Here is an 18,332-nt window from a genome sequence, read left to right on the forward strand (position 1 = left end):
GTAATGGGCATTTTTACTATCGCCACTCAGCATGTGCGTTTTGCCGTTAAACTGGCGTGCGCGATCGTTCTTGCGCTGTTTGTTGGCTTTCATTTCCAGCTTGAAACCCCGCGCTGGGCGGTGCTGACGGCGGCGCTGGTCGCCGCAGGTCCTGCGTTTGCCGCTGGCGGTGAGCCCTGGTCGGGGGCGATCCGCTATCGTGGGATGCTGCGTATCGTCGGCACCTTTATCGGCTGTATCGCCGCGCTCACCATCATCATTCTGATGATCCGCGCACCGCTGTTAATGCTGATCGTCTGTTGTATCTGGGCCGGGTTCTGCACCTGGGTTTCCTCGCTGGTACGCGTTGAAAACTCTTATGCGTGGGGACTGGCCGGGTATACGGCGCTGATCATCGTCATCACCATCCAGACCGAACCTTTGCTAACGCCGCAGTTTGCCGTGGAGCGCTGTAGCGAAATTGTCCTTGGGATTGTCTGTGCCATCGTCGCCGATCTGCTGTTTTCCCCGCGTTCCATCAAGCGCGAGATTGACCGCGAGCTGGACAGCCTGCTGGTGGCGCAATACCAGTTAATGCAGCTCTGCATTAAGCATGGCAGCAGTGAAGAAGTGGACAACGCCTGGGGCGCACTGGTGCGTCGTACTACGGCGCTGGAAGGGATGCGCAGTAACCTGAACATGGAGTCCTCGCGCTGGGCGCGGGCTAATCGCCGCCTGAAGGCGCTTAACACGCTGTCACTGACGCTGATCACCCAGGCCTGCGAGACGTATCTGATTCAAAACTCCCGCCCGGAATTGATCACCGACACCTTCCGTGAGCTGTTTGAACCGCCGGTCGAAACCGTGCAGGACGTGCATAAACAGCTTAAAAGAATGCGCCGGGTGATGGCCTGGACGGGCGAACGTGATACGCCCGTGACGCTCTCCAGTTGGGTGGGCGCGGCGACGCGTTACCTGCTGCTCAAGCGCGGCGTCATCAGCAATACCAAAATCAGCGCCACAGAAGAGGACGTGCTGCGCGGCGAGGCGGTGGTAAAAGTTGAATCGGCGGAGCGTCATCATGCGATGGTTAACTTCTGGCGCACCACGATCTCCTGTATTCTCGGCACGCTGTTCTGGCTGTGGACGGGCTGGACGTCGGGCAACGGGGCGATGGTGATGATCGCGGTGGTGACGGCACTGGCGATGCGCCTGCCCAATCCGAAAATGGTGGCGATTGATTTTGTCTACGGCACCCTGGCCGCGCTGCCGCTTGGCGCGTTCTATTTCCTGGTGGTGATCCCTGCCACCCAGCAAAGCATGTTATTGCTGTGCATCAGCCTTGCGGTGATGGCGTTCTTTATTGGCATTGAGGTGCAAAAACGGCGTCTCGGCTCGCTGGGGGCGCTGGCCAGTACCATCAACATTATTGTGCTGGATAACCCGATGACCTTTGAGTTCAGCCGCTTTCTCGACAGCGCGCTGGGGCAGATTGTCGGCTGTTTACTGGCCTTAACGGTGATTGTGGTGGTGCGCGATAACTCGCGGGCGCGAACCGGACGGACGCTGTTAAACCAGTTCGTTTCCGCTGCGGTTTCGGCGATGACTACCAACAGCGCCCGGCGTAAAGAGAATCACCTGCCTGCGCTCTACCAGCAGTTGTTTTTATTGCTGACCAAATTCCCGGGCGACGTGGCGAAGTTTCGCCTTGCGCTGACGCTTATCATCGCGCACCAGCGCCTGCGCGACGCGCCCGTGCCGGTGAATGACGATCTCTCCGCTTTCCATCGTCAGTTGCGGCGCACGGCCGATCATGTGATCTCCGCGTCCAGCGACGATAAACGGCGACGTTATTTCACGCAGTTGCTCGAAGAACTCGATGTCTATCAGGAGAAACTGCGCATCTGGGATGCCTCTGATCAGGTGACGCAGCCGGTGAAGCGGCTGGTGGGGATGCTGCATAAATACCAGCATGCGCTGACCGACAGTTGAGATAAAGCCGACGCCAAAAGCGTCGGTTTTTTTGTAGCTATACTTATCTCAGTCGATCTAACCCTAAGATCAGGAGGACATATGGCAACGCAGGCATTGCAGGATAACGCACTTTTTCAGACCGGTTACTTTGTTGATGGCGTATGGAAAACGCTGGAAACCACCTTTGATGTCACCAACCCGGCGACGGGCGAGGTTATCGCAAAAGTCGCGAAAGCCGGTACCAAAGAAACCGAAGACGCCATTGCTGCCGCCAGCCGTGCTTTCCCCGCCTGGCGTGCCAAAACCGCGAAAGAACGCTCCACGATCCTCTATCGCTGGTATGAACTGATTATTGAAAATAAAACCTGGCTTGGTCAGTTGATGACCGCCGAGCAGGGCAAGCCGCTGAAAGAAGCCGAAGGCGAAGTGGATTACGCCGCCAGCTTTATTCAATGGTTTGCGGAAGAAGCCAAACGCGCCAACGGCGAGATTATCGTGCCCGCCAAACCGGGATCGCGCATCCTCGCCACCCGTGAACCGGTGGGTGTGGTGGCCGCCATTACGCCGTGGAACTTCCCGATGGCGATGCTCACCCGCAAACTCGGCCCGGCGCTGGCCGCAGGCTGTACCGGCGTCATTAAACCGGCGAACAACACGCCGCTCAGTGCGTTTGCCTTAGTGCAGCTCGCCAAAAAAGCGGGTGTGCCGGACGGCGTACTGAACGCGGTGGCCGGGAATACCCACGAAATCAGCGACGCGATTATGGCCAGCCACGCGGTGCGTAAAATCTCCTTTACCGGCTCGACGGCGGTGGGCAAAACGCTGGTGCGTAACGCCGCAGAAACCATGAAAAAAGTTTCCATGGAACTGGGCGGCAACGCGCCTTATATCGTGTTTGATGATGCGGATATCGACGCGGCGGTGCAGGGTGCGGTCGCCAACAAATTCCGTAACGCCGGGCAGGTATGCGTCAGCGTTAACCGTTTTTATATTCATGAATCCATTTACGACACCTTCGTGAATAAGCTCGCCAGCGCAGTAAAAGCGCTCAAAGTGGGCAACGGCATGGACGAGGGCGTGATTGTCGGGCCATTAATCGAAAAGGCGGCCGTCGATAAAGTGCGGGAGCATGTGGAAGACGCCGTGGCGAAAGGCGCAACCGTGCTGGCAGGCGGTAAAGCGCATTCGCTGGGTGGAAACTTCTGGGAGCCCACGGTGCTTGGCGACTGTAGCGACGGCATGAAGCTGGCGCAGGAAGAGACGTTTGGCCCGGTTGCCGCCTGTTTCCGCTTTACCTCGGAAGATGAGGTGATCAAACGCGCCAACGATACGCCGTTCGGCCTCGCCGCCTATTTCTATACGCAGAATTTAGCGCGCGTGTTTCGTGTCTCGCAGGCCATCGAAAGCGGCATGATAGGCATTAACGAATGCGCCGTATCGACCGAACTGGGGCCGTTTGGCGGGGTGAAAGAGTCGGGACTGGGCCGCGAAGGATCTGTTCTGGGGCTGGAAGAGTATCTGGAAGTGAAAACCCTGCACCTTGGCGGGTTATAAACATAATGGGCGCTTCAGGCTGGGTGGCTGGCAATGAATATCTACACCTTTGATTTTGACGAAATAGAAGAACAGACTGATTTCTATCGGGAATTTGCCATCGCTTTTGGTATTGAGCGGGCTACGGTGAACGATCTGGATTCGCTCTGGGAGGTCGTTACGGGGGAGACGCTGCCGCTACCGCTGGAAATTGAGTTTGTTCACCTGACGGAGAAACAGCGACGGCGTTTTGGCGCGCTCATTCTGTTGTTTGATGAAGCAGAGGAAGAGCTGGAAGGGATGCTGCGCTTTAATGTCCGGCATTAAGATATAAAAAAGCCCCTGCATGGCAGGGGCAAGTCGTAGGACGACTACGACGAGGGATTATTTGTAGAGTTCTGCAGTCGCGTGCCAGTTGTCACCGGTACGGGCTTCGATAATGCGGTAAGACGATGCGCCTTCTTGTTGCGCTTTTTTATCCAGCGCGGAACGCATATCCATTGGAGAAGTGCTTACGCCACCAACAGAAACGGTACCGATAGCCTGACGGCCTTGCGCCTGATCGGCACCAATAGAGTCGGCTGCAAATGCACCAAAGGACAGAACGGAAAGGATGCTCAGAGTTGCTACAGTGGTTTTGATTTTCATGATATCTACCTCGTCGAATTCTTTTATTAGGGGTCCTGTTTCGTGACCGCCATCACAAAATCAAGTATACACTAATCACGCGATTAATTAATACCATGCTAATGATATCAATCGCCACTCTGTTACAAAAACTCCCCTCTCTTATTACATAAATGCATAAAAACGGTCATTCAAGCGTAACATTTTTAGTTTATAGGCAGATAAATCAAAGGATTAGGTGAATTTGATTTTTTGTGCGGTTTTGACTGGTGATATTCACTGGGTGAATGGTTAAACGCCGTAAATCGCACGGAGTGTTAAAGAATTACCGGTGGATAATCGGGGGAAAGAGGGTGAAAAGGAGAAGATTCCCCCTCATCGACTGAGGGGGAAGAGAACTTACAGCTCCTGCTCGAAGAGCACGAGGATAGCTTCATACAGTTCTTTAACGGTAAAGCCGTTAGCAGGCGTGGTGAAAATAGTATCGTCACCGGCGATGGTTCCCAGAATACCTTCTGATTTCCCCAGGGAATCCAGCAGACGTGCAATCAACTGCGCCGCACCAGGACTGGTGTGAATTACCACCACGGCATCGTTGAAATCGATATCCAGCACCAGATTTTTCAACGGGCTGGAGGTGGTCGGGACGCCAAGCTCTGCAGGCAGGCAGTAGACCATCTCCATTTTGGCATTGCGTGTGCGCACTGCGCCAAATTTTGTCAGCATGCGGGAGACTTTGGATTGATTAATGTTATCAAACCCTTGCTCCTGCAATGCCAGAACAATTTCGCCCTGAGAGCTAAATTTTTCTTCTTTGAGAAGGGCTTTAAACGCCTTCACTAATTCTTCTTGTTTTGCTGAACTTCGCATAAGTCACCCATGAAATGGCGAATTGAACGACATTATTATGCATATATATGAATTTTTATGCAAATGATCTGCCATGTTAAAGGCTGAAATAATGTGATGAAAGGGGGCAATTTTATCAAAATCCGTTATCGATAAACATGCCTGCGTCACGTGTCTATAATTAGGTTAAAAGTAAATTAAATGTTATCAAAATGATGTTGTTTTGATGGCTTTACAGGGTGTATTGTAAGCGCCAGTCCCTAAGTTGCTGTATATGATAAAAGATGACCATCGCGCCTCAAAGGGCAACAGGAAGTGAATTATGCTAAAAGTGTGCTAAGCCGCATTCTTTTGTCATGAGAATTGCTACGCTTCACTGATGTTTTAAGGTCGCCAGCAACGGAGTCTCAGTATCTTTACCTCACCATAATAAGGAGTTTAGGATGAAAGTTGCAGTCCTCGGCGCGGCAGGCGGTATTGGCCAGGCGCTAGCCCTTCTTCTCAAGACCCAATTGCCCTCAGGTTCAGAACTCTCGCTGTATGATATCGCCCCGGTAACGCCTGGCGTGGCCGTTGATCTGAGCCATATCCCTACTGCTGTGAACATCAAAGGTTTTTCCGGCGAAGATGCGACGCCTGCGCTTGAAGGCGCTGACGTGGTGCTGATTTCCGCGGGTGTGGCCCGTAAGCCCGGCATGGATCGTTCCGATCTGTTTAACGTCAACGCCGGGATCGTCAAAAATCTGGTCAGCCAGGTCGCGAAAACCTGCCCTAAAGCCTGTATTGGCATCATCACCAACCCGGTTAACACCACGGTAGCCATTGCGGCCGAAGTGCTGAAAAAAGCCGGTGTTTACGATAAGAACAAACTGTTTGGCGTGACCACGCTCGACATTATCCGCTCCAACACGTTTGTTGCTGAGCTGAAAGGCAAGCAGCCGACCGATATTGAAGTGCCGGTTATTGGCGGTCACTCTGGCGTGACCATTCTGCCGCTGCTGTCGCAGATTCAGGGCGTGAGCTTCTCCGAACAGGAAGTGGCTGACCTGACCAAACGTATTCAGAACGCCGGTACCGAAGTAGTAGAAGCGAAAGCCGGTGGCGGTTCCGCAACCCTGTCCATGGGGCAGGCGGCGGCGCGCTTCGGTTTGTCGCTGGTTCGTGCGCTGTCAGGCGAGAAAGGCATTGTGGAATGTGCCTATGTGGAAGGCGACGGCGAACATGCGCGCTTCTTCTCTCAGCCGCTGCTGCTGGGCAAAAACGGCGTGGAAGAGCGTCAGTCTATCGGCACGCTGAGTGCGTTTGAGCAACAGGCGATGGAAGGGATGCTGGATACGCTGCGTAAAGATATTCAGCTTGGCGAAGAGTTTGTGAACAAATAATCTGAGCGCCAGTTAATAAAGCCGGAACATGCGTTTCCGGCTTTTTTATGCCTGCTAGTTGGTGGCCGGGTATTCCTGAATGGTCACTTTCAGCGACAGCTTTTTATCTTCCCGCATCACTTCGACCGGAATTTCTGAGCCCGGACGGATCTCCGCCACCTGGTCCATGGTTTCCAGCGCAGATATAGCCGGTTTACCGTTCACCGAGACGATCACGTCATTGACCTGAATGCCCGCGCGGGCTGCCGGGCCATCCGGGGCGACTTCATTGACCACGATGCCCTGAATTTGATCGATGCCGCCACCCTGCGTGTGCAGAGGCGCGATTTCCCGACCACCGATCCCGATGTAGCCACGGATCACCCGACCATCACGGATCAGCTTATCCATGATTTTGGTTGCTAACTGGAATGGAATCGCGAAACCAATGCCTTCCGGCGTTTCCCCATCGTTACTCTTATCGAAGGAGAGGGTGTTGATCCCCATCAGCTCGCCAAGCGAGTTAACCAGCGCCCCGCCGGAGTTACCATGGTTGATAGAAGCATCGGTTTGCAGGAAGTTCTGCCGGCCTGAAGGGTTCAGGCCGATGCGACCAGTGGCGCTGATGATCCCCTGGGTAATGGTCTGCCCGAGGTTATACGGGTTACCGATCGCCATCACCACGTCGCCGATATGCGGCATCCGTTTGCGGTTAATGGGAATAACCGGCAAACCGCCGGTGGCGTTGACTTTCAGCACTGCCAGATCGGTTAAGGCATCCGACCCCACCAGCAGCGCTTCAAACACGCGACCATCCTGCAACGCCACGATAATCTGGTCGGCATCGTTGATCACATGTTTATTGGTAATGATGTAACCACGCTCGTCCATAATCACCCCGGAACCCAGCGTGCGGATCTCAAGCTGGTTATTCGATGAGGTGCTCATACTGCGGTTATAGACGTTGACCACCGCGGGCGCAGCGCGGCGCACGGCCTGGTTATAGCTAACCGGCGTTTCATCAGCGCTATCAAACTGGGGCGCTGACAGGGGGCTGAATTGACGTAAAGAAGGCATGGCAGCCAGAAGCAGGCCACCAACAATTAAACCGATTGCAACTGAGCGTAGAAGCTTCACAAGCATGATGCAGGCGTCATTAAAAAGAGAAGGGGCAGCATAGCATGAGTTATCCGGACATCACACGCGGTGATGATGTCCGGATGGTAACCGTTAACGCAATAACAGATACAGCGAGTCATTCCCGCGCATCACATGCAGTGCAATGATGCCCGGTTTCGCCTCCAGCACTTTGCGCATCTCCGCAATCGACTGCACGCGCTCGCGGTTGATGCCAATGATCACATCCTCTTTATGCAGACCGGCCTGGGCAGCGGCGCTGCCTTTTTCCACCTCATCCAGCACGATGCCTTTGGTTCCGTCTTTCAACTGCCCGTCGCTGAGCGATGCGCCCTGCAACGCAGGGGAGATGATTTCCGCGCTGGCGGACGACGAGGTGCTTTTATCCAGCGTGACTTCTACGTCCAGCGGTTTACCGTCGCGCAACAGGCCAAGTTTCACTTTTGTGCCCGGCTCGGTGGTGGCAATCCGCGAGCGCAACTCAGCAAAGCTGTTGAGCGGTTTACCGTTCAGGCTGACCACCACGTCGCCCGATTTAATCCCGGCTTTTGCTGAGCCAGAGTTCGGCAACACTTCGCTGACGAACGCCCCGCGCTGCACGTTCAGGTTAAAGGCTTTGGCGATATCTGCGCTCATCTCCATGCCTTTAATCCCAAGCAGACCGCGTTTAATTTCACCGAACTGAATTAACTGTTTTGCCAGTGTTTGCGCCATATTGCTGGGGATCGCAAACCCGATACCAACGCTGCCACCGCCGGGAGCGAGGATCGCGGTGTTAATACCGATCAACTCACCTTTCAGGTTAAGCAGCGCGCCACCGGAATTACCCCGGTTAATCGAGGCGTCAGTCTGGATAAAGTTTTCCAGTCCTTCCAGGTTCAGCCCGCTGCGTCCGAGGGCGGAAACAATCCCCGAGGTGGCGGTTTGCCCGAGGCCAAACGGGTTGCCCACGGCAATGGCGAAATCGCCAACGCGCAATGTATCGGAATCAGCCACGGCGATTTGTGTCAGGTTGGAGGGGTTCTGCAATTGCAGAAGGGCGATATCGCTCTGATCGTCGCCGCCAATCAGTTTGGCTTCAAACTCACGACCATCATTGAGCTGGACGTTGATTTTCTGCGCCTGGTTAATCACATGATTGTTGGTGAGGACGTAACCTTTGGCGGCGTCGATAATGACGCCTGAGCCGAGGCCTTCAAAGGGCTGCGCCTGCTGTTCAGGCAACTCCTCACCGAAATATTTTTTGAGCTCTTCAGGCACTTTCTGCCCCTGTACGGCGGTGCCTTCAACCTGCACGCTCACGACAGCAGGAAGAACTTTTTCCAGCACGGGTGCGAGACTGGGAATGGCCGCCTGGCCCGGAACCTGCGACGGCAGGGCCGCAGTTGCCTGAAAGGGTGCCGAGAGAGATAACCCGACACCTAACGCTAACGCACTCAACAACTGGGTTTGTTTCTTCATTGATGCTGGCTCTCGTAACCTGAAGTGTAGGAAAAATGGCCCAAAACAATTTGATGTTATTGAATTTTTAACCGGGTAACAATGAGGATATTGACTAAATAATAGCTGGGATAAATAAGAAGAGGCGGGCGTAACCGGTACGCCCGTAAAAATTATGACGAAGAGGCAATTATTTGCGTTTTGACGCGCCGCGAAGCAGGCCAGAAGCACCTTCAGAATAGTCACGCGGCATCTGCACCGGTGCCTGATCGTTGCCCGCTTCGGATTCAGCCAGGCGGTTGCGGAACGGATTCATCTCGGCTGACATCTCTGGCAGCAACTGTGTGGAGCTGGTCGCCATATGCTGATAAAGCTGACGATAATCATCTGCCATGTTATCGAGCAGTTCAGCGCTACGGGCAAAATGGCTGACTAACTCTTCACGATACTCTTCCAGTTCTGCTTTGTTTTTTTCCAGCTCGTACTGCAAAGCCTGTTGCTGGCGTAATTTGCGATTACCAAAACGCATGGCTACAGCACCAATAACGATGCCGACGACTAAACCAATTAGCGCATATTCCCAGGTCATGAACATCTCCCGTTGTCTTGTGGTTCCGTAGGGTGTTGGCGGTGAGGCTCCTTGCCTGTACCTGATTATGCCACTATAACCGCTAATTCCGTATAAGTGGAATCCTGGCGCGGCATCACGTAGTGTAGAACGGCCTTTTTTTCACCAATCGTGACCTGCGGCATACCGATTTTCAAGGAATAACAACGACATCATGCAAAGCTCTACCCCTCTGTCGCGCTATCAGCACGCCCTTGACGCGGGCAGCCACCAGCCGGATGACGTCCAGCGCGAAGCCGTTACCCGACTGGATGCGATTTATCAGGAATTGACGCAAACCCGGCCCGCTTCCGCATCACGCGGTGGTTTGATGGCGAAGCTGGGCCAGTTTCTGGGTAAAAAAGAAGAGTCTGCGGTGACGCCCGTGCGCGGCTTATATATGTGGGGCGGCGTGGGGCGCGGGAAAACCTGGCTGATGGATCTCTTCTATCAAAGCCTGCCGGGAACGCGGAAACAGCGTTTGCACTTCCATCGCTTTATGTTGCGCGTCCATGAAGAGCTGACCGCGCTGCAGGGGCAGAGCGATCCGCTGGAGATTATCGCCGACCGTTTTAAAGCGGAAACCGACGTGCTGTGCTTTGACGAATTTTTTGTTTCTGACATTACCGATGCGATGCTGCTCGGCGGCCTGATGAAAGCGCTGTTTTCGCGCGGCATTACGCTGGTGGCGACCTCCAACATTCCGCCTGACGAGCTGTATCGCAACGGGCTGCAACGCGCGCGCTTTCTTCCGGCTATCGATGCCATTAAGCACTATTGCGATGTGATGAACGTGGATGCGGGCGTGGATTACCGCCTGCGTACCCTGACGCAGGCGCATTTGTGGCTCTCACCGCTTAACGATGAAACCGCGCAGAAAATGGAAAAACTCTGGCAGGCGCTGGCGGGCACCACGCGGGAAAATCAGCCTGAGCTTGAGATTAATCACCGTCCGCTGCCGACACTGGGTGTCGAGAACCAGACGCTGGCCGTCTCCTTTACCACCCTGTGCGTCGATGCGCGCAGTCAGCATGACTATATTGCGCTGTCAAAACTGTTCCACACGGTGATGCTGTTCGACGTGCCAGTCATGACGCCGCTGATGGAGAGCGAGGCGCGGCGCTTTATCGCCCTGGTCGATGAGTTCTATGAGCGCCACGTGAAGCTGGTGATCAGCGCGCAGACCCCGCTGCATGAGATTTACAAAGGCGAGCGGCTGAAGTTTGAGTTCCAGCGCTGCCTGTCGCGTTTGCAGGAGATGCAAAGCGAGGAGTATTTGAAGCGCGAGCATCTGGCGTAACGCCCCCTCACCCTAACCCTCTCCCCAGGGAGAGGGAACCGCTCGTGCCTTTTCCCCCTCTCCCCACGGGAGAGGGTCGGGGTGAGGGGAAAACTATTATGCTAATCACATAAAGGGGTCGATCTTTAGCCCCGACTTCTCTATAATCTTGCGACCCCACGTTACGAGAAGGTTTTTTTCCCAAAACTTTCTATGTGCCGGCATAGGCTATTCGAAGGGGTAGGTTTGCTGGACAATGTCGTGTGAACCTCAACTGACAAACGTTTGGGTGTTCACCAACGTGTAACTTATTATTTGGGTAAGCTTTTAATGAAAACTTTTACAGCTAAACCAGAAACCGTAAAACGCGACTGGTATGTTGTTGACGCGACCGGTAAAACTCTGGGCCGTCTGGCTACCGAACTGGCTCGTCGCCTGCGCGGTAAGCACAAAGCGGAATACACTCCGCACGTAGATACTGGTGATTACATCATCGTTCTGAACGCTGACAAAGTTGCTGTAACCGGCAACAAGCGTACTGACAAAGTGTACTACCATCACACCGGTCACATCGGTGGTATCAAACAAGCGACCTTTGAAGAGATGATTGCCCGCCGTCCTGAGCGTGTGATTGAAATCGCGGTTAAAGGCATGCTGCCAAAAGGCCCGCTGGGTCGTGCTATGTACCGTAAACTGAAAGTTTACGCGGGTAACGAGCACAACCACGCGGCACAGCAACCGCAAGTTCTGGACATCTAATCGGGATTATGGCAATGGCTGAAAATCAATACTACGGCACTGGTCGCCGCAAAAGTTCCGCAGCTCGCGTTTTCATCAAACCGGGCAGTGGCAAAATCGTTATCAACCAACGTTCTCTGGAACAGTACTTCGGTCGTGAAACTGCCCGCATGGTAGTTCGTCAGCCGCTGGAACTGGTCGACATGGTTGAGAAACTGGATCTGTACATCACCGTTAAAGGTGGTGGTATCTCTGGTCAGGCTGGTGCGATCCGTCACGGTATCACCCGCGCTCTGATGGAGTATGATGAGTCCCTGCGTGGCGAACTGCGTAAAGCTGGCTTCGTTACTCGTGATGCTCGTCAGGTTGAACGTAAGAAAGTCGGTCTGCGTAAAGCACGTCGTCGTCCTCAGTTCTCCAAACGTTAATCTGTTTCTGCTTACGCAGAACGATTGGCGAAAAAACCCGCTCCGGCGGGTTTTTTTATGCACAAAAATCAAGATATCCACAGTAATAGATTGATTCCCACCTCTTTTTCAGCATTTCCGGAATACCCTCACCACAAAGGCCGCAAAATCTGGTAAACTATCATCCAATTTTCTGCCCAAATGCCGGGGATAGTTCATTTTTTGTTTAAATGTTGAACAATGAAATGTTCGCGGGTGGATGGGTTACTTACATCTGGCTCGTCACTGTGTGACTTGCAGTAGTAATATTCTGAATATACCTGGAGGTTTTCATGGCTGTCGCTGCCAACAAACGTTCGGTAATGACGCTGTTTTCTGGTCCTACTGACATCTATAGCCACCAAGTCCGCATCGTGCTGGCCGAAAAAGGTGTTAGTTTCGAAATTGAGCACGTGGAAAAGGATAATCCGCCTCAGGATCTGATTGACCTCAACCCGAATCAAAGCGTACCGACATTAGTAGATCGCGAGCTGACCCTCTGGGAATCTCGCATTATTATGGAATACCTGGATGAGCGTTTCCCGCATCCGCCGCTGATGCCGGTTTATCCGGTTGCGCGTGGTGAAAGCCGCCTGTACATGCTGCGTATCGAGAAAGACTGGTACACGCTGATGAATACCATCGTCAACAGCACGGGCGCTCAGGCCGATACCGCACGTAAGCAACTGCGTGAAGAACTGCTGGCTATCGCACCGGTATTCGGGCAAAAACCTTACTTCCTGAGTGATGAGTTCAGCCTGGTGGATTGCTATCTGGCACCGCTGTTATGGCGTCTGCCGCAACTGGGTATCGAACTCAGCGGCGCAGGGGCGAAAGAGCTGAAAGGCTACATGACACGTGTGTTTGAACGCGATTCCTTCCTGGCTTCACTGACAGAAGCCGAACGCGAAATGCGCCTTGGCCGGGGTTAATCTGTATGGATTTGTCACAACTGTCTCCACGACGTCCTTATCTGCTGCGCGCATTCTACGAATGGTTGCTGGATAACCAGCTCACGCCGCATCTGGTGGTAGATGTGACGTTACCCGGCGTGCGTGTGCCAATGGAATACGCGCGCGACGGGCAAATCGTACTGAATATCGCGCCGCGCGCCGTTGGCAATCTGGAACTGGCCAATGACGAAGTGCGTTTTAACGCGCGCTTTGGCGGCGTACCGCGCCAGGTCTATGTTCCGCTGGCAGCCGTACTGGCTATTTACGCGCGTGAAAATGGCGCTGGCACCATGTTTGAGCCGGAAGCGGCTTATGATGGTGACGCGGTCAGTCTTAACGATGATGAAGAGACTGTCACCGCAGAAAGCGAAACAGTGATGTCGGTGATCGACGGTGATAAACCGGATCATCAGGATGACAACGATCCTGACGACGAACCGCCACCGCGCGGGGGACGTCCCGCATTGCGCGTCGTAAAATAATCTGACAGGCCCTTTAGGGCCTGTTTTTTTATGGCCTCAGCCAGCTTTCAATCGTATCCCGCATCACCACCAGGCGCTTATCCAGCGCTTCCGGCAACTTCAAATCCTGCTGATAAAGAATCGACAACGTGGACTGGTTAATCAGATAGAAAAACCCCAGCGCGGAAATACTGATGTTCAGCTGCATCGCATCAATGTCTGGCCGGATAGAACCATCCTCCTTCCCGCGCTCCAGAATCCGCTGAGTGATGGTGACCCAGCTTCGGTTGATCGGCACAATGCTATCCAGCTCCTTCAGATGGCGCGCCTTAAGCTGGTTTTCGCTGTTGAGCAGGCGAATAAATTCCGGGTTCGCCAGATAGTAGTGCCAGGTAAAATCCACCAGCGCGAGGATCGCGTCTCTTGCAGGCAGATGATCCAGTTCCAGCGCCGCCTCTTTAGCGCGAATATCCTGATAAGCGGCCTGAAGCACATGGGTAAACAGCGTGTCTTTATTGTCAAAATAGTAGTAAATGAGCTGCTTATTAACCTGCGCGGTGGCAGCGATCTCATCAACGCGCGCACCGTCAAATCCCTTTTCCGCAAACTCTTTTTTTGCTGCTGCAAGGATCAGGCATTTCGTAAGCTCCGGGTCATGTCTGCGCTTCGCCTTGTTATCCTTCATAATTTCTCCATTTAAATCATTCGCTTATTCGGCAATAAATTAATTATTAACCAATTGGTTGATTTTGAGAAGTCGATCATTATTTTTTTATCGCGCACTTTCTATACTGCTTCGTAGTTATCAACTAGGTAGTTGAAACAGACTGTCCACAGTCAGGGAGCCGTATATGAGCAATTCACAACGCCCGGTCGCCGTCGTCACAGGATCGACCCGGGGAATTGGCAAAGCCTGCGCACAGGCACTGGCCCAGGCCGGATTTAATGTGGCGATTAATGGCCGCGACAGTGAAGAAGGCCGGGCGCGTCAGCAGGCCATGGTAGCCGAACTGCAACAGTTTGGCATTGAAGCAATGGCGATTCCGGGCGATGTCGCCGATCTTGACCGTCAGCCAGCGATGCTTGAGTCCGTCATCGCGCGCTGGGGGCGACTGGATTGTGTGGTGAACAATGCGGGGACGGCGGCAAAACAGCGCGGCGACCTGCTGGAAGTGACGCCGGAAAACTACAACTACTGCCAGGATGTGAACACCCGCGCCATGTTTTTCTTCAGCCAGCGGGCTGCGCAAATCATGCTGCAACAGGGGCAAATCGGCGAACAGCACCGCTCCATCATCAATATCACCTCCTGTAGCGCCTACAGCCTTTCCATCTCGCGCGGCGAATATTGCGTTTCCAAAGCGGCGGCCAGCATGGTCACGCAGTTGTTTGCCCTGCGTCTGGCGGAAGAGGGGATCGGCGTGTACGAAATCCGCCCCGGCATCATTGAAACGGATATGACCAGCGGCGTGAAGCCCAAATATGACCAGTTGATCAGCGGCGGGCTGGTGCCGATGAAACGCTGGGGACAGCCCGCAGATATCGCCACCGCCGTGGATGCGCTGGCGGGCGGCAAACTTCCTTTCACCGTCGGACAAATCATTGATATCGACGGCGGCCTGACGAAATCCCACTTTTAACGCAGAGGCAAGCACATGGCGACACATTCAGTTGGCATCATCATGCACGGTGTAACGGGGCGGATGGGTAAAAATCAGCATCTGATCCGATCGATTATTGCTATCCGCGATCAGGGCGGGGTGACACTGGCAAACGGCGATCGCCTGATCCCGGACCCAATCCTGATTGGCCGCAACGCTGACAAAATCGCTGCGCTGGCAAAAGAGTACGGCGTTGAACGCTTTGGTACCGATCTGGACGCGGCGCTCGCCAACCCCAGTGACACCATCTTTTTCGATGCGGCCACCACCCAGGCGCGCCCGGCGCTGCTGAAAAAAGCCATTGCCGCCGGTAAACACATCTACTGTGAAAAACCGGTCGCTGTCAGCTTAGACGAGGCGATGGAACTCTATTACTTCGCAGAGCAGCATGGCGTCTGCCACGGCGTGGTGCAGGACAAACTCTGGCTGCCAGGCCTGCGAAAACTGCAAATGCTTAACGACGCGGGCTTTTTTGGCAAGGTGCTGTCAGTACGCGGCGAATTTGGCTACTGGGTATTTGAAGGCGATTTACAGCCAACGCAGCGCCCCTCCTGGAACTACCGTCAGGAAGACGGCGGCGGCATCATTCTCGACATGATTTGCCACTGGCGCTATGTGATCGACAACCTGTTTGGCGAAATCAAAAGCCTCAGTTGCCTGGGCGCAACCCACATCCCGGAGCGCTTTGACGAGCAGGGCAACGCCTACACCGCCACCGCCGACGACGCCGCTTACGCGACGTTTGAACTGCACAACGGCACCATCGTGCAGATCAACAGTTCCTGGTGCGTGCGCGTGCGCCGCGACGATCTGGTCACCTTCCAGGTGGACGGCGTAAACGGCTCGGCGGTTGCCGGTCTCACCGACTGCCTGACGCAATCGCGCGTCAACACGCCAAAACCGATCTGGAACCCGGACGTGCGCCAGACGCATAACTTCTTTAACGACTGGGTGCCGGTGCCGGACACCACCTCCTATGACAACGCGTTCAAAGTGCAGTGGGAACTGTTTTTGCGCCACGTGCATGGCGAAATCGATTTCCGCTGGAACCTGCTGGAAGGCGCGAAAGGCGTGCAACTGGTGGAACTGGCGCTGCAAAGCTGGAAAGAGCGCCGCTGGCTCGATGTTCCCTCCCTGTTACGTTAAGGAAAAACTATGCAAGCGCCGGATAAAAACCGTTTATCAATCAATACCGCCACGGTTCGCCAGCAGTGGAACCTGGAACAAATTATTGATGGCTGCGCCCGCCACAACATTCGCGGCATTTCTCCCTGGCGCGATCAGGTGCAGGCGCTCGGCCTGCAACAGACCGCGCAGCGTATTCGCAGCAACGAGCTGTTTGTCAGCGGCTACTGCCGGGGCGGCATGTTCCCCGGTGTCGATGCGCAGGCGCGCCGCGCGGCGGATGAGGATAACCGCCGCGCGGTGGATGAAGCGCTGGCGCTCAACGCCGCCTGTCTGGTGCTGGTGGTCGGTGGCCTGCCCGGAGAATCGAAAGATTTAGCGGGTGCGCGCAGCCAGGTGCGGGACGGGCTGGGACGCCTGCTGGAGTACGCCAGAAACGTTGGCATGCCGCTGGCCATTGAACCGCTGCACCCGATGTATGCCGCGGATCGCGCCTGTGTGAACACGCTGGAGCAGGCCAACGATCTCTGCGACGAACTGGGTGATGACGGCCTGGGTATCGCCGTCGATCTCTACCACACCTGGTGGGACCCGAAGTTTTACGCCGAGCTCGAACGCGCCGGGCGCAAGCGCATTCTGGCTTTTCACCTCTGTGACTGGCTGGTGCCGACGCGCGATCTGCTAAACGATCGCGGCATGATGGGCGATGGCGTCATCGACATCCGCGCGGCACGGCTTGCTGTCGAAGCGCTCGGCTTTACGGGCGCACACGAGGTGGAGATCTTTTCTGCGCACAACTGGTGGCAGCGCGATCCCGACGAGGTGCTGGAAACCTGCAAAGCGCGTCACCAGAGTCACTGTTAGTCAGAATAAAGCGGTATCTGATTTCTCGTCAGTCTCATCAGGTTAGTCGAGGGCATTATGCATACAGATACGAAAAGGATGGTGCTGGTTTCCATACTCTGCGGATTAGGCTACATGATGTACTCCGTAGACCGTATGACCGTTTCATCCGCGATAGGTCTTATCGCCAGCGATTTCGGGCTGGAAAAAGGGCAGTCAGGCATTCTGCTCAGTTCTTTCTTTTATGGCTTTATCGGCTTTCTGTTTATCTCCGGCATTATCGCCGACAAGCTCAGCGGCAAACCGGTGCTGATTTTAGGGCTGGTGATGTTCTCGCTGGCCACCATGCTCACGGGCATCGCGGGGAGCATGACGTCGCTGATTTTCTACCGCGTCATGACCGGCATTGGCGAAGGGGTTTTCTGGCCTGCGGCCTCGCTGGAAGTGGCGAACGTCACCAGTGAGAAACAACGCACCACCGTGATGTCACTGTACTGGATGGGCTACCCGATAGGCGGCTTTTTCGGTACCTGGCTTGGGGCGATGCTCGGGCCGCTGTACGGCTGGCGCGTGGTGTTTTACGTGGCGGGTGGGCTCGGTCTGCTGGTGGCATTAGCCTATGCGCTGCTGGTCAAATCGGAACCGAAAAAAGTCGTCGCCGTGGCGCACAAAGAAAAAGTGCCGCTAAAACTGCTGTTCAAAAACCGCGCCGTCATGCTGATCGCCTTCTACTACTTCCTGCTGTTGAGCGGCTGGTGGATCGTGCTGCTGTGGGCCCCGACCTTCCTGATGAACATGAAGCAACTCTCCATCGGCGTGGCGGGAACCATCGCCAGCCTGCTGGGGCTGACCGGCGCACTGGGCGGATTCTTACTCGGGCGTTACTGCGATAAGGGCGACTTTGCCCGCAAGCGCCGGGTGCTGATTGGCGTCACCCTGCTCAGTAGCCTGCTGATGGCGGCGATGGTGATGCAACTGCCGGTCTTCGTGGTAATTGTGCTGGTGCTGTTCCTCGGCCTGCTTGGGTATCCGATCACGCCGCTGGTGCTGTCGTTCACTGCTGAACTGGTGCCGGAGCAACTGCGCGGCTCGGCGATTGGGCTGGTGATGAACATCGGCATGACCGCAGGCGGCATCTCGCCGGTGCTGGCGGGGTATTTTGCCGACAAATACTCCATGAGCACGGTCTGGTTCGTGGCCGCCTGCGTGATGCTGGTCAGCAGCGTGCTGTTGCTGGGCGTGCGTAAAAGCGTGCAGAGCACCGAAAAACGCACCCTTTCCGGGCTGGCATCCCCCATTTCCACCAGTAAACAGTAGAG

The 18,332-nt window shown here is 54.7% G+C and carries 19 protein-coding genes; 13 read left to right on the forward strand and 6 right to left on the reverse strand.

The genetic code is table 11. The annotated features are described in order from the left end of the window. Positions 1-3 precede the first annotated feature (3 nt). The 3 genes from aaeB (at position 4) to BM373_RS20710 (ending at position 3,813) form a co-directional block, all read left to right on the forward strand. Positions 4-1,971 (forward strand): p-hydroxybenzoic acid efflux pump subunit AaeB, encoded by a 1,968-nt coding sequence (gene aaeB, locus BM373_RS20700; protein ID WP_090465919.1) that lies wholly within the window; start codon positions 4-6, stop codon positions 1,969-1,971. Between the two features lie 81 nt (positions 1,972-2,052). Continuing rightward, on the forward strand, positions 2,053-3,507 hold the full coding sequence (locus tag BM373_RS20705; RefSeq protein ID WP_090465921.1) for an NAD-dependent succinate-semialdehyde dehydrogenase: 1,455 nt from the start codon (positions 2,053-2,055) through the stop codon (positions 3,505-3,507). A 33-nt stretch (positions 3,508-3,540) separates the two neighbouring features. Next, the gene (locus BM373_RS20710; RefSeq protein WP_090465924.1) at positions 3,541-3,813 is read left to right on the forward strand and encodes a barstar family protein; all 273 of its coding nucleotides are present in this window, start codon (positions 3,541-3,543) and stop codon (positions 3,811-3,813) included. Between the two features lie 57 nt (positions 3,814-3,870). Here BM373_RS20710 and yhcN read toward each other — a convergent pair whose 3' ends face one another. Further along, on the reverse strand, positions 3,871-4,134 hold the full coding sequence (gene yhcN / locus BM373_RS20715) for a peroxide/acid stress response protein YhcN (protein WP_090465927.1): 264 nt from the start codon (positions 4,132-4,134) through the stop codon (positions 3,871-3,873). Positions 4,135-4,512: 378 nt separating this feature from the next. Further along, complete coding sequence (gene argR, locus BM373_RS20720) at positions 4,513-4,983, reverse strand: transcriptional regulator ArgR (protein WP_090465929.1); 471 nt, start codon at positions 4,981-4,983, stop codon at positions 4,513-4,515. Between the two features lie 422 nt (positions 4,984-5,405). On the opposite strand from argR, the gene mdh reads away from it, so the two are divergent. Continuing rightward, the gene (gene mdh, locus BM373_RS20730; protein ID WP_090465931.1) at positions 5,406-6,344 is read left to right on the forward strand and encodes a malate dehydrogenase; all 939 of its coding nucleotides are present in this window, start codon (positions 5,406-5,408) and stop codon (positions 6,342-6,344) included. 54 nt (positions 6,345-6,398) lie between these two features. On the opposite strand, the gene degS is transcribed toward mdh, so the two are convergent. The 3 genes from degS to zapG form a co-directional block, all read right to left on the reverse strand. Then, positions 6,399-7,466 carry an outer membrane-stress sensor serine endopeptidase DegS gene (gene degS, locus BM373_RS20735; protein ID WP_090465935.1) on the reverse strand — a complete coding sequence of 356 codons (1,068 nt, stop codon included), beginning with the start codon at positions 7,464-7,466 and terminating at the stop codon, positions 6,399-6,401. An 87-nt stretch (positions 7,467-7,553) separates the two neighbouring features. After that, positions 7,554-8,921 carry a serine endoprotease DegQ gene (gene degQ, locus BM373_RS20740; RefSeq protein WP_090465937.1) on the reverse strand — a complete coding sequence of 456 codons (1,368 nt, stop codon included), beginning with the start codon at positions 8,919-8,921 and terminating at the stop codon, positions 7,554-7,556. Positions 8,922-9,090: 169 nt separating this feature from the next. Beyond that, positions 9,091-9,489, reverse strand: coding sequence for a Z-ring associated protein ZapG (zapG, locus tag BM373_RS20745; RefSeq protein WP_090465940.1), 399 nt, complete (start codon positions 9,487-9,489; stop codon positions 9,091-9,093). A 193-nt stretch (positions 9,490-9,682) separates the two neighbouring features. Here zapG and zapE point away from each other — a divergent pair, with 193 nt between their 5' ends. From zapE to sspB, 5 genes are all read left to right on the forward strand, one after another. Then, positions 9,683-10,807, forward strand: coding sequence for a cell division protein ZapE (gene zapE, locus BM373_RS20750; protein ID WP_090465943.1), 1,125 nt, complete (start codon positions 9,683-9,685; stop codon positions 10,805-10,807). Between the two features lie 309 nt (positions 10,808-11,116). After that, complete coding sequence (gene rplM, locus BM373_RS20755) at positions 11,117-11,545, forward strand: 50S ribosomal protein L13 (protein WP_024551131.1); 429 nt, start codon at positions 11,117-11,119, stop codon at positions 11,543-11,545. Positions 11,546-11,559: 14 nt separating this feature from the next. Continuing rightward, positions 11,560-11,952, forward strand: a complete 393-nt coding sequence (gene rpsI / locus BM373_RS20760; RefSeq protein ID WP_003025138.1) for a 30S ribosomal protein S9 — start codon at positions 11,560-11,562, stop codon at positions 11,950-11,952. 311 nt (positions 11,953-12,263) lie between these two features. After that, entirely contained in the window at positions 12,264-12,902 is a 639-nt protein-coding gene (gene sspA, locus BM373_RS20765) for a stringent starvation protein SspA (protein WP_090465945.1), read from the forward strand. 5 nt (positions 12,903-12,907) lie between these two features. Beyond that, on the forward strand, positions 12,908-13,405 hold the full coding sequence (sspB, locus tag BM373_RS20770) for a ClpXP protease specificity-enhancing factor (protein ID WP_090465948.1): 498 nt from the start codon (positions 12,908-12,910) through the stop codon (positions 13,403-13,405). Between the two features lie 28 nt (positions 13,406-13,433). Here the strand turns inward: sspB and BM373_RS20775 are convergent, their stop codons facing one another. After that, positions 13,434-14,069 carry a TetR/AcrR family transcriptional regulator gene (locus tag BM373_RS20775; RefSeq protein WP_090465950.1) on the reverse strand — a complete coding sequence of 212 codons (636 nt, stop codon included), beginning with the start codon at positions 14,067-14,069 and terminating at the stop codon, positions 13,434-13,436. A gap of 166 nt (positions 14,070-14,235) precedes the next feature. On the opposite strand from BM373_RS20775, the gene BM373_RS20780 reads away from it, so the two are divergent. From BM373_RS20780 to BM373_RS20795, 4 genes are read left to right on the forward strand one after another with little or no spacing between them, the layout of a single operon-like run. Then, a complete protein-coding gene (locus BM373_RS20780) occupies positions 14,236-15,024 on the forward strand; it encodes a 3-ketoacyl-ACP reductase (RefSeq protein ID WP_090465953.1) in 789 nt (262 codons plus the stop codon). 15 nt (positions 15,025-15,039) lie between these two features. After that, positions 15,040-16,191 (forward strand): Gfo/Idh/MocA family protein, encoded by a 1,152-nt coding sequence (locus tag BM373_RS20785; RefSeq protein ID WP_090465956.1) that lies wholly within the window; start codon positions 15,040-15,042, stop codon positions 16,189-16,191. Positions 16,192-16,200: 9 nt separating this feature from the next. Then, a complete protein-coding gene (locus BM373_RS20790; protein ID WP_090465959.1) occupies positions 16,201-17,034 on the forward strand; it encodes a sugar phosphate isomerase/epimerase family protein in 834 nt (277 codons plus the stop codon). Between the two features lie 57 nt (positions 17,035-17,091). Next, entirely contained in the window at positions 17,092-18,330 is a 1,239-nt protein-coding gene (locus BM373_RS20795; protein WP_090465962.1) for an MFS transporter, read from the forward strand. The last annotated feature ends 2 nt before the right edge of the window (positions 18,331-18,332 follow it).

It is taken from the genome of Enterobacter sp. kpr-6 (assembly GCF_900116015.1).
Classification (GTDB): Bacteria; Pseudomonadota; Gammaproteobacteria; order Enterobacterales; family Enterobacteriaceae; genus Enterobacter_D.

Excerpts from the sequence above, each read along its gene's own strand:
- aaeB (WP_090465919.1), top strand. The coding sequence starts at position 4 with ATGGGCATTTTTACTATCGCCACTCAGCATGTGCGTTTTGCCGTTAAA.
- BM373_RS20705 (WP_090465921.1), top strand. The coding sequence starts at position 2,053 with ATGGCAACGCAGGCATTGCAGGATAACGCACTTTTTCAGACCGGTTAC.
- BM373_RS20710 (WP_090465924.1), top strand. The coding sequence starts at position 3,541 with ATGAATATCTACACCTTTGATTTTGACGAAATAGAAGAACAGACTGAT.
- yhcN (WP_090465927.1), bottom strand. The coding sequence starts at position 4,134 with ATGAAAATCAAAACCACTGTAGCAACTCTGAGCATCCTTTCCGTTCTG.
- argR (WP_090465929.1), bottom strand. The coding sequence starts at position 4,983 with ATGCGAAGTTCAGCAAAACAAGAAGAATTAGTGAAGGCGTTTAAAGCC.
- mdh (WP_090465931.1), top strand. The coding sequence starts at position 5,406 with ATGAAAGTTGCAGTCCTCGGCGCGGCAGGCGGTATTGGCCAGGCGCTA.
- degS (WP_090465935.1), bottom strand. The coding sequence starts at position 7,466 with ATGCTTGTGAAGCTTCTACGCTCAGTTGCAATCGGTTTAATTGTTGGT.
- degQ (WP_090465937.1), bottom strand. The coding sequence starts at position 8,921 with ATGAAGAAACAAACCCAGTTGTTGAGTGCGTTAGCGTTAGGTGTCGGG.
- zapG (WP_090465940.1), bottom strand. The coding sequence starts at position 9,489 with ATGACCTGGGAATATGCGCTAATTGGTTTAGTCGTCGGCATCGTTATT.
- zapE (WP_090465943.1), top strand. The coding sequence starts at position 9,683 with ATGCAAAGCTCTACCCCTCTGTCGCGCTATCAGCACGCCCTTGACGCG.
- rplM (WP_024551131.1), top strand. The coding sequence starts at position 11,117 with ATGAAAACTTTTACAGCTAAACCAGAAACCGTAAAACGCGACTGGTAT.
- rpsI (WP_003025138.1), top strand. The coding sequence starts at position 11,560 with ATGGCTGAAAATCAATACTACGGCACTGGTCGCCGCAAAAGTTCCGCA.
- sspA (WP_090465945.1), top strand. The coding sequence starts at position 12,264 with ATGGCTGTCGCTGCCAACAAACGTTCGGTAATGACGCTGTTTTCTGGT.
- sspB (WP_090465948.1), top strand. The coding sequence starts at position 12,908 with ATGGATTTGTCACAACTGTCTCCACGACGTCCTTATCTGCTGCGCGCA.
- BM373_RS20775 (WP_090465950.1), bottom strand. The coding sequence starts at position 14,069 with ATGAAGGATAACAAGGCGAAGCGCAGACATGACCCGGAGCTTACGAAA.
- BM373_RS20780 (WP_090465953.1), top strand. The coding sequence starts at position 14,236 with ATGAGCAATTCACAACGCCCGGTCGCCGTCGTCACAGGATCGACCCGG.
- BM373_RS20785 (WP_090465956.1), top strand. The coding sequence starts at position 15,040 with ATGGCGACACATTCAGTTGGCATCATCATGCACGGTGTAACGGGGCGG.
- BM373_RS20790 (WP_090465959.1), top strand. The coding sequence starts at position 16,201 with ATGCAAGCGCCGGATAAAAACCGTTTATCAATCAATACCGCCACGGTT.
- BM373_RS20795 (WP_090465962.1), top strand. The coding sequence starts at position 17,092 with ATGCATACAGATACGAAAAGGATGGTGCTGGTTTCCATACTCTGCGGA.